Raw genomic sequence first — 12,718 nt, 5'->3', positions numbered from 1 at the left:
CTTATATCGGACGGCTTGTGCTGCAGTCCGGATGGTTTGTCCAATAGATTGACTCTTTATGGAATAAATTTCTAATAATTCTCGCTATCTCATGGTGCCACCGCTTACCGATGCTCTCGCGGTCGCGGTATAAGCGTTGCTAATGGAGAGCCTGATAGGGCGCTTTCCACGCAGGAGAATAATATGGGCGGCTTCAACATTCGTGATCGCAAATCTGGATTGGCTTACTGGAGCTTGAGCGCGGCATTGGCCGTGACGCTCGGTATCGGATCGTTCAGCCAGGCGTTGGCACAGGAAAGCGACCCGGACGCGACAATCAATATCGGCTCGCTCTACGAACCGCAAAACCTCGACAATACCGCCGGTGCGGGGCAGGGCATCAACGAAGCCTTCAACGGCAATGTCTATGAGGCCCTGTTCCGGCTTGCTGATGACGGCAAGGTCGAGCCGGTCCTGTCGAAGGATTACAGCGTCAGCGACGACGGGCTGACATATACGTTCAAGCTGCAGCCGGGCGTGACTTTTCACTCTGGAGCGCCGTTGACTTCCAAGGACGTCAAATTCTCCATCGAGCGCGTTGCCGCGCCGGAATCGAAGAGCTCACGCAAAAGCAGCCTCAAGACTATTTCGGCCGTTGAGACTCCGGATGATGAAACCGTTATCGTCAAGCTGTCTTCGCGCTCAATCTCGCTGCCGTACAATCTAAGCTATGTATGGGTGGTGAACGACGAAGCGAAGGATCTGCAGTCGAAGGAAGACGGAACCGGACCTTACGAGCTGGAAGACTGGCGTCGTGGGTCGTCCCTGTCGATGAAGCGCTTCGATAAATATTGGGGCGCCAAGCCGAAAAACGGCGAGGTGGTCTTCCAGTATTTCACCGATGCAAGCGCGCTGAACAATGCTTTGCTGACCGGTTCGGTTGATATCATCACGTCGGTTCAAAGCCCGGATTCACTAGCCCAGTTCAAGGACAATCCCGATTTCACCGTCAGCGAAGGGCAGTCGACCACCAAGCTACTGCTGGCCTATAACGACCGTATTGCGCCATTCGACAATGTCAAAGTGCGCAAGGCGCTCGCCCGTGCAATCGACGACCATAAGCTTTTGAAGGCTGTGTGGGGCGATTATGGCACGCTGATCGGCTCATTCGTACCGCCGACCGATCCGTGGTATGTCGATCTCACCAAAGTCGACGCCTATGATCCTGAAAGTGCCAAGGAACTTCTCAAGGAAGCTGGTTACCCGGATGGCTTCACCTTCACTATCGATACGCCGAATTACGATCCACACCCGATTGCCGCGCAGTTCATCCAGAGCGAGCTGGCCAAGGTCGGCGTAACCGTCAAGATCAACGTCATCACTGCCAATGAGTGGTACACGAAGGTCTATAAGGCACACGATTTCCAGGCCACCTTGCAGGAGCATGTGAACCATCGCGATATCGTGTTCTATGGCAATCCCGATTTCTATTGGGGTTATAACAATCCGAAGGTTGTCGAGCTCATCAAGGAAGCGGAAGCAAGTGCTACGACGGATGAACAGACGGCCAAGCTGACCGAGGCGAACAAGATCATTGCCGAAGATGCGGCCAGCAACTGGTTCTACCTCTATCCGCAGATCGTTGTTTCGAAAAAATCAGTGAGCGGCTACCCGATCAACGGCCTGAACTCCCAGTTTTCCGCCTATGACATTGTGAAAGCGGAATAATAACCGCCTGTCGATATCGAGAACATCAGCTCGACAGACTGCGCCGCCTGAATTAATTTCCGGCGGCGTTGTCGCATTTGCATGAGGGTCCGAGCGCTGCCCTGACATCGGAGAGGTAAACGCTATTTTCGCCTATATCATACGCCGTTCAGCCATATTGGTTCTGTCGGTTTTCATCGCATCGATCGTGTTGTTTCTGCTGTTGCGCCTTCTGCCGGGCGATCCCGCAAATGCGCTTGTTTCTGTCGGCGCGGATGCGGCGCAGATCGAGGCCGCGCGCAAGCAGGTCGGTTCGGACCTGCCTCTCTACGAGCAGTTTCTGCGTTTTATCGGTAGCCTCCTGCGCTTCGATCTTGGTAATTCCTTTGTGAGTGGAGCACCGGTTCTTGCCGAAATCGGCAAGCGGTTGATTGTGACCGTGCCCTTGACGCTGATGGCATTCGTCGTTGCGATCATGATCGCGGTGCCACTCGGCATTCTGTCGGTCGTGCGCCAGGACCGCTGGTATGGAACGGTGATATCCGTCATCTCCCAGCTCGGCATCGCCGTGCCGGTGTTCTGGATAGGCATTCTGCTGGTCTGGTTTTTTGCAGTTAAGCTGCGGTTGTTTCCTTCGGGTGGGTTCCCATCACGAGGATGGCAGTCGGCGCCGGCTGCTTTTCAATCGCTGGTATTGCCGGTCACAACCATTGCCATCGTCATGTCGGCATCGTTGATCCGTTATGTCCGTTCGGCCACGCAGGACGTGCTTGGCAGCGACTATCTTCGTACCGCACGGGCGCTTGGCGCGACATTCTCGCAGGCTCTTGTCCGTCACGGTATTCGCAACGGCGCGGTGCCGGTGATCTCGATCCTCGGTATCGAGCTTGCCTCGACTTTGCTTGGTGCTGTGGTGGTCGAACGTGTCTTCTCGTTGCCGGGTCTCGGTTCGATGCTTCTGCTCGGCATAGAGCAGCGCGACTATCCCAATGTTCAGGGTGTTCTGTTTGTATCGACGCTTCTGGTGCTGCTGGTCGGCTTTGCCGCAGATCTCCTGCAACGACTGATCGACCCGCGCTTGCGCCAGCGGTCTGCGGGAGGTCGTGCATGACGGAGCCTGCTGATATGACGCCTGCCGTCAGGGATGAAAAGCCGGCTTACCGACTGCCATGGCCCCTTATTGTGGGTGGATTGCTGCTGGGGTTGCATCTGGCTGTCGCTCTTCTCTCGCTGGTCTGGACACCTTACGGTGCCGGCGAAATGGTCGGTGGACGACTGGAGGCTCCGTCCTGGCTGCATTGGGCCGGTACGGATCGTCTGGGACGCGATTTGATGACACAAATCATGATCGGTTCGCGCATTGCGCTTATCGTCGGCTGTGGAGCCATCGCGCTCAGCGCAGTGATTGGCGTCACGCTGGGTGTGCTTGCGGCGTTTGCAACGCAGACGCTTGATGACGTGCTGGCGGCAACGCTCGATATTCTCATTGCCTTCCCAACCCTGTTGCTGGCCATGTTGATCGTGGCTTCCAGCGACGGTGCAAGCCTGACGACCGCCATCGTGGCCATCGGTATCGCCGGATCGGCCATCGTGGCACGTCTGACCCGCATCCTCGCAAAGCGGGTTCTGGCGATGGATTACATTACGGCATCGCGCATTTCCGGCACATCACGGCTCGGGTTGGTCCGCATCCATGTGCTGCCGAACATCTGGCCGACGCTGATTGTCAATTTTGCGCTTCAGTTCGGTCTGGCGGTGATCGCGGAAGCATCGCTTTCCTATCTTGGTCTTGGCGCTCCACCGCCCAATTCATCCTGGGGACGGCTTCTGCAGGAGGCGCAAGCGTCGGTTTATACGGCGCCGTTCGGTGCCATAGCACCCGGTCTGGCGCTTGTCTCATTGGTGATCGGGCTCAATCTGTTTGCCGACGGGCTGCGTGACGTGGCCGACCCAACACGGAGGAGACAACGTTGAGCATTTTGCTGAATGTGGAGAACCTCCAGATAGAAACGGCAGGCAGGTCTCTGGTTTCCGGCGTCTCGCTATCGGTTGGACAGGGTGAACGGGTCGGTCTGATCGGTGAATCCGGTTCAGGCAAGTCGTTGACGGCTCTTGCTATCATGGGACTGTTGCCGGACGGCATGCGGGCAAGCGGATCGATCACGCTCGACGGCCACCAAGTGATAGGGGCGCGAGACCGTGAGCTGGTGCCATTGCGCGGGCAGAGCATTGCAACGGTTTTTCAGGAACCGATGACGGCGCTCGACCCGCTGATGCGGATTGGCAAACAAGTCGGTTTGGTCGTCCGTCGCCGTGCGCTTCGGGATGGTCACCGAACCGGGAAAACTGAAGTCAGTGCTGAGGTCCACTCACTTCTGGAACGCGTATCCCTGCCAGACCCGGAGCGCATTGCCCGATCCTGGCCCCATGAAATATCGGGTGGTCAACGCCAGCGTGCGGCTATCGCAATGGCTCTCGCCTGTCGCCCCAAGCTTTTGATCGCGGACGAGCCGACGACGGCGCTCGATGTCACCACGCAGGCCGAGATTTTGAAGCTGCTGGAGCAACTGGTGCGGGACGAGGGAATGGGGCTTCTGTTCATCAGTCACGATTTGCCGGTGGTTGCGGCCGTCACCGAACGCGCGCTGGTCCTGCGACACGGAAAACTTATAGAAGAAGGGCCGGTTGCGGCGCTTTTCACCGATCCGCAGCAGCCCTATACGCAGGGGCTCGTGGCCGCTGCACGGGCGTTCGATGCCGCTCTGGAGGTTGCGCGATGACTTTGATGGACCTTTCGGGCGTTTCCTTTGCCTATGCCGGCGGTAAGACGGTTTTGCATGATGTCGATCTGAATCTTGAGACCGGAAGCAATCTGGGCATTGTCGGTGAGTCCGGTTCCGGCAAAACGACCATGTTGAAACTGCTGCTTGGACTGCAGCGCCCATCTTCGGGGAACGTTTTGTTTCGCGGCAAGCCTCTGGATATTGGCAATCGCGGTTTCATGCGCGATTTTCGCCGTTCGGTGCAGGCGGTGTTTCAAGATCCCTATTCATCGCTCGATCCGCGCCAGCGTGTCTTCGACATCATTGCCGAGCCGCTGCGATCTTTGAAAATCGAGACCGATATTGCGCAGGCAGTTGCGCAGGCGCTCGATTCCGTCGATTTGCCAGCGGATGCCGCCCGCCGCTATCCGCACGAGTTTTCAGGTGGCCAGCGCCAGCGTATAGCCATCGCTCGGGCAATTGTCTCTAAACCCGAGCTCGTCATCGCCGACGAGGTGGTCAGCGCGCTTGATCTGAGGACGCGCGCCCGCATTATCGATCTCATGCGGTCTCTTTCAGAGCAAACCACTTTCGTGGTGGTGTCGCACGACATTGCGCTGGTCGCGCTGTTGTGCGAGCGGTTGATCGTTCTGGAAAAAGGCCGGATTGTGGAGCAGGGCAATACGCGGGATATTCTGGCCGATCCGCAGCATGCCTATACGAGAAAACTTCTCACCAGCTTGCCGAGAATGCCCCAACCGGCTTGAGGATGGAAGCATCATTATATCATCGCGATGCCGGCTCATTGATCTGCAAATGATGTGATATTTTAGGTACATCCGGACAACAAAGTTTCCGGCGCCGCCCTCTTGTTTCCAATGAAAGCGGGCGCGAGGTCCCTGCCGAAGCCAATGTTTTAAAACGATAAAAGATGAGTATTTGATACATGTTTGTTTTCTCTGCCTGGAATTCTTCTAAATAATTGTGATTGCGCGATATTTTCCGGACCTTTATGGCGTGAATGAGTGTCTGTTCGTCCGCAGATGCTGGAGCATATGTTTAGTTCGGAGCACGCGAACAAATGACTTCCCGGTTGTGGGATCTGGCAGAACTCTATGAAAGCGAGCAGATCAGTCTGCGGGCTTTTGTGCGTCGTATTGTCGGAAATACCGCCACGGCTGAAGATGTCGTTCAGCAAGCCTTCCTGAACCTGCTTTCCCGCTATGAAGATACGGCACAGGCGCCAGGTCCTGCTTATGTAAAGCGCACAGCGCGCAATCTCGCGCTCAATCACTTACGCGATGCCCGCCGCAGGGCGGATGTCGAAATCGAGGTCGATGAGCCCGAGCGCTTTGCCGATGCGAGACCATCGCCGGAAATGACGGTGCTTTATCGCAGCGAGCTTCATCGTCTTTTACATTCCGTTGCGCAGCTTCCGCCGCGTCGGCGCGAAGCCTTTGTTCTCAACCGGATCGAGGGGTTGAGTTATGACGAAGTTGCCGAGCGTATGGGAATTTCCCGAAATACGGTTATAACGCAGATCGTGTCAGCGCTGGCTGAACTCGACAGGCGGCTTTCAGAGTAATTATAAGCGGGAACATCAAGACGCCCATGAAGGAGTTTGAAACCGATCCGGTTTACATGAAGGCGCTGGAATGGTTTGTGCTGTTACAGGACAAAACCGTCAGCGCCGATGACCGGCGTGCGTTTTCAGCCTGGATTGCATCTGACCCTGCGCATCGAGTGGCCTATGAGCGTGCGCAGACGCTGTGGCAACGCTTCGATGCCGTGAAGCCTGAATATGACCGCTTCCGCCAATCGGGCCATAAATCGGACGGTCGTGTGGGCCGGCGCGGCGTTGTTCTGGGTGGCCTTACCGCTCTCGTTCTTCTGCCTGGCGCTTATCTCTTGTCGCGTCCCGGTCTGTTTGCGACTTATCAAACGGGTGTCGGTGAACGTCGCAGCTTTACGCTTGCCGATGGAAGCACTGTCGAGCTTGGCAGCTATTCGGCGCTTTCCCTCGATTTTTCGGGCAACGGGCGCAACCTTGTGCTCCATGAAGGGCAGGGGTTCTTTCAGGTCGCCTCCGATCCGTCGCGCCCCTTTGTGGTTAGCGCCAATGGCGGCACGATCACCGCGCTCGGGACTGCTTTTGACGTGAAACTGATCGATCGGGCGGTCACTGTTTCAGTGGTTGAGCATGCAGTTTCAGTGGCTTTTGGTCAAAGCGATCCGGTGCGCCTTGATGAGGGCTGGCAGATAACTTATAGCGGTGATGAAGCGGCTTTGCCGCAACGGGCCGACCAGCAGACGGTTGAAGCCTGGCGCAATGACAGGATTATCTTTGAGGACGTTCCGCTCAGCCGAGTACTGAGCGAGCTGGAACGCTATCGTCGCGGCAGGATTTTCCTCACCGACACAGAAATCGGCAATATGCCGGTTACGGCAATTTTTGATACGCGTGATGCCGAAGCGGCTCTTGCAACCATTGCCGAAACCTTGCCGGTCAGGGTCCTGAACGGTTCCGGCTGGGTGACCGTCGTTACACGGCGATAATAACTGGATTAAAAAAATCAAATTTTTTTAAGCTACCGATCATTAGATCGCGTTTCCGAGGTGTCTAATCCTCTGAGGGGCTGCGTGGTAGCCATGAAGTAACAGGAAAATCCTGCCAAAAGCAGGGGCATCAGACATCGGGGATTAAACTATGCGCGTCGATATGAAGAGCCGAACTCAGACTGGTCGTGGCCAAGGTTCTCAGGCTCTTCTTAAAACCGGGCTGTCAGCGCATCTGCTCGCGGCAAGTGCGCTGGTTGCGGTCGCGGCATTCGCGCCAAGTACGGTTTGGGCGCAAGCCGCTGCCAACAGCCAGGTGCAGCGCACGTCGTTTGATATTGCAGCACAGCCGTTGTCCAAAGCGCTGGTGCAATACTCAAACAAAACCGGCGTTCAGCTGTTCTTTGACGCAAATATTGTGCGCGGCAAGAACTCCGGCGGTGCACAAGGTTCGCTGACACGTTCGGAAGCACTAGGCCGGATTCTCTCCGGTTCTGGCCTCACATATAGTTTGCGCGGCAATACCGTCACGATATCGGCGCAGCAATCAGTCGATGCTGGCGCGGTTGCTCCTGATGGGTCTTTGCTCCTCGATACGATTACCGTTGAAGGCAATAGTGGCAGCGACACGTCGAGGAGCGTTGTCGTTGAAAGCTCTGGCGGAGCCACCAAGACCAATACGCCGCTTATCGAGGTGCCGCAGTCAGTATCTGTTGTCAGCCGCAAGCAGATCGAGATGCAGAATGCGCAAAGCGTCACGGAAATGCTGCGTTATGTCCCCGGCGTAAGCATTGAAACCTACGGTCCGGACCCAAAAGGCTATGACTGGATTTTCATGCGCGGTTTCAACGCGCAGTCGACCAGTTCCTATCAGAACGGCCTGCGTCAGCTCTCCAATTCCTACACCTTCTTCCGTACCGATCCGTACGAACTGGATTCCATCGAAGTGCTGCGTGGTCCTGTTTCGTCGCTTTACGGACAGAGCGATGCTGGCGGTCTGGTCAATCGCGTTACCAAGAAGCCGCAGGCTGAAGCTTCGCATGAAGCATCGGTCGAATATGGCAGTTTCAATCGCAAGCAGATTGGCGTCGACCTGACCGGGCCGGTCAATGAAGACAAGACACTGCTCTATCGTCTGGTCGGCGTGGTTCGCAAGGGCAACACGCAGTTCGAATATTCCAATGGCGACGAGGTCAAGGACGATCGCTACATGATCGCGCCTTCGCTCACCTGGGCACCCGATGCGGATACGTCGTTGACGGTTTCGGGCCAGTTGCTGCGCGACGATAGTGGCGGCAGCGTGCTGCCTGCGACGATCAGCAGCCTTTATCCGAATTACCCCAATATTCTGGTTGGTGATCCTGATTTCAACCGCAGCGTCCAGAAGCAGGGCAGCATCGGCTATCAGTTTGAACATCATATCAACGACACCTGGACGGTGAAGCAGAACCTTCGCTACGGACAGGTCAGCTTCCTGCTCGACAATGTGCTGGCGCTTGGGCTCGGGCCGACCGGGATCACGCGTCAGGCGCGTCGCTTCGATGAGAATATGAGCGGGCTGGTGGTCGACAATCAGGCCATTGCGGAATTTGAAACCGGCAACATCTCCCATCAGGCACTGTTCGGCCTTGATTACTCCTATTCGGATTCCGATGTGACGCAGTATCGTGATCCGGCCCCAACGCTGAACCCGTTCAATCCGTCTTATGGTATTCCGATTTCTGTTCCGACGACGGTAACGCAAAGCTATCGCCAGAAATACAATCAGACCGGGCTTTATGCGCAGGATCAGATCAAGTTCAACGACAACTGGATTGTCACTTTGGGCGGGCGCTATGACTGGCTGGACCTCAACAGCCATAATCGTCTCGATTCCAGTGATACAGATCAGAGCATTGGGAAATTCAGCGGTCGCGCGGGTATCACCTATGTGACGCCGTGGGGCATCGCGCCCTATGTCAGCTATTCGGAATCCTTTGTGCCCAATCTCGGCGCGGATAACAGCGGCAACACTTTCGATCCGTCGGAAGGCCGTCAGTGGGAAGTCGGCGTAAAATATCAGCCAAAGGAAATCGACGCGCTGTTCACGCTGGCGTGGTTCGACATCGTGAAATCGAATGTCGTTTCCTACAGCTATATCGATGGGCCACAGGCGACGGGCGAGGTGCATTCGCGCGGGCTGGAACTCGAAGGCAAGGTCGATCTGAGCTATGGCTGGGATTTCGTCGGTTCCTACACCTATACCAAGGCGGAAATCACCGAAGATGCTGCGGCGTTTATCGGCAAGCAGGTGACGATGGTGCCGGAACACCAGGCTTCGGCATGGCTCAATTACACGTTCAACAGCGGCATGCTTGAAGGCCTCAGCCTTGGTAGCGGCGTGCGTTATGTGGGTGCAAGCTATGGCGACAAAGCCAATACGATCAAGGTCGATGGCCGAACACTCGTCGATGCCGGTGTGAGCTACAAGTACAAGGACATGACCTTCCAGGTGAATGCCACAAACCTGTTTGACAAGAAGTATTTCACCACCTGCGAGGATGCGTTCAGCTGCTACGAAGGCGATCGCCGCTCGGTCATAGGCCGTGTGAAGGTCAGTTTCTGAGGCGAGCGTTTTGCTGACACGTCGCCAGATAATGTTCGGTTCGGGCCTCGCGCTTTGCGCGGGGCTTTCTGGCTTTGGTTTCAGTGCCGCCGCCGCATCTCCTCCACGTGTGGTGGCGATCGACTGGGCAGCGGCAGAAGCCATGCTTTCATTCGGTATTGTTCCCGTAGGGCTTTCCGATACAGCGTTCTATCGTCAGCGCATGGCGGCACCGGTTTTACCGGAAACGGTCGTTGATGTCGGGCCGTTCTGGGAGATCAATCTTGAAGCCCTTGCAGCGCTGAAGCCCGATTTTGTGATCGCAACGGACTATAATCTCGTGATGACGCCGCGCATCGCGGATGTTGCGCGTGTCGAGCTGGTGCCGAGCATCACAACGCCGAATGTCGAACGATACCGGCTGGCGATCGAGATACTGAACCGCGTCGCGGACTTATGCGGTGTTTCGCCTTCCGTGCCGTCTTCTGTGGTTGAGGACGCGGAAAGCCGTTTTGCAAAGGCGCGCGAGACTGTCTCGAAGCATGATTACGCGGTGGGTATCATGCTGCCTGATATCGGCGGGCGTGAAATGACCATGTATGGCGAAGGCACGCTTCCCGATGCCGTGTTGCGAAAACTCGGACTTTCCAATGTCTGGGAAGGCCCGGTCAATGGAACCGGCATGGCGCGTGTCGGACTTGATCGGCTGATGGAAAGCGCTGATGCGGCGTTTCTCGTCGTGGATATTCCTTCGCAGCGGGTTCAGACCGAACGCTCCTTACAACAGAACACGATGTGGAAATTGCTCCGACCAGTGCGCGACGGGCGCGTGGCATGGCTCAATCAATTCCATCCTTTTGGCGGTGTACCTTCTGCGGCCCATCTGGCGGATCTCATCGCCTCGGCATTGGAGAACATGGCGTGAGCAGCGTTGAAGTAACCCACGGCCGCACGCGAGCTTCCCCGCTGCGCTGGGCAATGCTGGGTTTGTCGGTCGCATTTGTATTGTTGCTCATTGTTCAGGGCTTTTTCAGCATTGCTGCGCCTTCGGAATGGCTGCGCATCGTGGCAGCTCCCAATCTGGACGATCCACGCCATGTGATCGGTTATTACAGCTTTCTGCCGCGTCTTGCGGTTGGCCTGCTTGTGGGTGGTGCGCTCGGGCTTGGCGGCGCAGTGTTTCAAACCGTTCTGCGCAATCCGCTGGCTGAACCCGGACTTCTTGGTGTTGCCTCCGGCGCGCAGATTGCACTGGCTTTCACGCTGGTTTTCGCACCCGGCCTATGGATGGCGGGCAACGAAGCCATCGCGCTCATCGGTGCTGGACTGGCACTCAGCCTTTCGCTGTTTATCGCCTCTCGCGGACGGTTTTCATCGACAACTGTCGTGCTGGCCGGCTTGATGGTCGGGCTTTATTGCAATGCAATCTTCAGCCTGCTCGTACTCTTCAATCATGATTACCTCATCAACCTGCTGACCTGGCAGGCAGGTTCCCTGCAGCAAGGTGGCTGGGAAGTCTGCCTTTATCTTCTCCCGCGTCTCCTGCCGCTTGCAGCGCTTATCTTCATCCTGCAACGGCCGCTCAATCTTCTTTCGCTTGGCGATAATCAGGCAAAGGGACTCGGTATTTCGCCAGCAATGATGCGGCTGGTTCTGCTTGCTGCCGCAGCGGCGATGGCTGCGGTTATCACCAGCAGTCTTGGACTGATTGGTATGATCGGACTTGCCGCACCAAATCTTGCACGCACTTTTGCGCCCGGACAGGATGGGCGCAGGCTCTTATGGTCGGCCTTGCTTGGTGCGTTGCTGCTGGTCGGTATCGATCAGCTGCTGCGGGCCATAGCGCCTTTCGTCGGCAACATTCCCGCGGGTGCCGCTGCAGGCCTTTTCACAGGACCAATTCTTGTCATTCTGGCAAGCCGCGTTCGTCTGCCTGCTGTGCCTTCAACGCAGGCAATCACCCCGGCGAGAGAGCAGATCAAGAAACCGCTGCACCTGCTTTTAGCGCTTTCATGCGCTCTTGCCCTTTGCATGATCATATCGGCGCTGGTGTCGAAAACACCTGAAGGCTGGAGCCTTGGCGCACCAGAGGCCGTAACATGGTGGCGTGTGCCACGTATTTTTACGGCGGCCGGCGCAGGCATATGTCTTGCGGTTGCGGGCCTTGTTCTACAGGGTACGCTCCGAAACCCGATGGCCAGTCCCGACTTGCTTGGCATTGGTTATGGCGCGGGCTTCGGGCTTGCAATCGCAGTGCTCTTCATTGGCGATGCGGGTGGCTTTTCCAAGCTTGTTGTGGCCTCCATTGGCGCTTTGGTGGTGCTCAGCGCCATTGCCGGGATCGGCTGGCGTATGGCGTTCCAGCCAGAGCGTGTTCTTCTTGTCGGCGTAGGCTTGGGAAGCATGTTCCACGCGCTGATGGTCCTGCTTCTTGCCAGCGGCAATCCGCGTGTGGCTGGCCTCCTGAACTGGTTTTCCGGTTCAATGGGCAATATCGGCTGGAATGACGCGGCTTTGGTTTGCATCTGCGCGATTATCGTTCTGCTTGCGGCTCTTCTTTTCAGGCGCCCACTCGACCTCTTTCCGTTGGGCGATGTGACAGCGCGCGCTGTTGGCCTCAAAGTCTCGTCAAGCCGCGCGATCCTTCTTGCTCTTGCAGGTGTTGGAACAACAGCGGCAACGATCACCATTGGGCCTGTCAGTTTCATCGGTCTTATGGTGCCGCATTTTGCTGCCCTGCTCGGGTTCAGAAGCGTGACGATGCGCCTGCTCGCCAGCGCTCTGCTCGGCGCATTGCTGCTCGTTTTTGCGGATTGGCTTGGGCGCAATCTCGCTTATCCGTGGCCCATGTCTGCCGGGTTGCTCGCATCCCTCATCGGGGGCGGCTTTTTTCTCAGGTTACTTTCCAAACCAAATTAGCCAAATCAAACTAGCCAAGTAAAACTAGCCAAGTAAAATTGGATCGACCTTTAGTCTGAAAACCATTCCGGCTTTCAATCATTCCAGGCAGATTGAAGAAGTGGGTGACACTATTCGCTTTTCGCGTAAGGTCGACTGACTTCTATTGGATTTCTAGAACTCGCATTCATCGGCAAAAAATCCGTGACGAGATAATCCATCGGAGGGGCTT

The 12,718-nt window shown here is 56.4% G+C and carries 10 protein-coding genes; all 10 read left to right on the top strand.

Annotated elements, in window-relative coordinates:
• Positions 1 to 183: 183 nt before the first annotated feature.
• On the top strand, positions 184 to 1,707 hold the full coding sequence (locus LJ361_RS11105) for an ABC transporter substrate-binding protein (RefSeq protein ID WP_264813546.1): 1,524 nt from the start codon (positions 184 to 186) through the stop codon (positions 1,705 to 1,707).
• A gap of 157 nt (positions 1,708 to 1,864) precedes the next feature.
• Entirely contained in the window at positions 1,865 to 2,797 is a 933-nt protein-coding gene (locus LJ361_RS11100) for an ABC transporter permease (protein ID WP_264813545.1), read from the top strand.
• Positions 2,794 to 3,660: an ABC transporter permease gene (locus LJ361_RS11095; protein WP_010660520.1), complete on the top strand. Its 867-nt coding sequence runs from the start codon at positions 2,794 to 2,796 to the stop codon at positions 3,658 to 3,660. Before LJ361_RS11100 ends, LJ361_RS11095 begins: the two co-directional genes overlap by 4 nt.
• Complete coding sequence (locus tag LJ361_RS11090; RefSeq protein WP_029928616.1) at positions 3,657 to 4,466, top strand: ATP-binding cassette domain-containing protein; 810 nt, start codon at positions 3,657 to 3,659, stop codon at positions 4,464 to 4,466. Before LJ361_RS11095 ends, LJ361_RS11090 begins: the two co-directional genes overlap by 4 nt.
• Positions 4,463 to 5,215: an ABC transporter ATP-binding protein gene (locus tag LJ361_RS11085; RefSeq protein ID WP_264813544.1), complete on the top strand. Its 753-nt coding sequence runs from the start codon at positions 4,463 to 4,465 to the stop codon at positions 5,213 to 5,215. The genes LJ361_RS11090 and LJ361_RS11085 overlap by 4 nt, the downstream gene beginning before the upstream one ends.
• 314 nt (positions 5,216 to 5,529) lie before the next feature.
• Positions 5,530 to 6,033: an RNA polymerase sigma factor gene (locus LJ361_RS11080; protein WP_029928614.1), complete on the top strand. Its 504-nt coding sequence runs from the start codon at positions 5,530 to 5,532 to the stop codon at positions 6,031 to 6,033.
• 26 nt (positions 6,034 to 6,059) lie between these two features.
• Complete coding sequence (locus LJ361_RS11075) at positions 6,060 to 7,004, top strand: FecR family protein (RefSeq protein ID WP_029928612.1); 945 nt, start codon at positions 6,060 to 6,062, stop codon at positions 7,002 to 7,004.
• A gap of 151 nt (positions 7,005 to 7,155) precedes the next feature.
• Positions 7,156 to 9,609 carry a TonB-dependent siderophore receptor gene (locus LJ361_RS11070; RefSeq protein WP_264813543.1) on the top strand — a complete coding sequence of 818 codons (2,454 nt, stop codon included), beginning with the start codon at positions 7,156 to 7,158 and terminating at the stop codon, positions 9,607 to 9,609.
• A 10-nt stretch (positions 9,610 to 9,619) separates the two neighbouring features.
• Positions 9,620 to 10,513, top strand: a complete 894-nt coding sequence (locus tag LJ361_RS11065) for an ABC transporter substrate-binding protein (protein WP_264813542.1) — start codon at positions 9,620 to 9,622, stop codon at positions 10,511 to 10,513.
• Complete coding sequence (gene fhuB, locus LJ361_RS11060; protein ID WP_264813541.1) at positions 10,510 to 12,507, top strand: Fe(3+)-hydroxamate ABC transporter permease FhuB; 1,998 nt, start codon at positions 10,510 to 10,512, stop codon at positions 12,505 to 12,507. The genes LJ361_RS11065 and fhuB overlap by 4 nt, the downstream gene beginning before the upstream one ends.
• Positions 12,508 to 12,718 lie beyond the last annotated feature (211 nt).

Origin of the sequence: Brucella sp. JSBI001 (genome assembly GCF_026014005.1) — a bacterium.
Taxonomy (GTDB): Bacteria; Pseudomonadota; Alphaproteobacteria; order Rhizobiales; family Rhizobiaceae; genus Brucella; species Brucella anthropi.
Note: the sequence above shows the minus strand (reverse complement) of the source record. Positions and strands in the feature narration are given on the sequence as shown.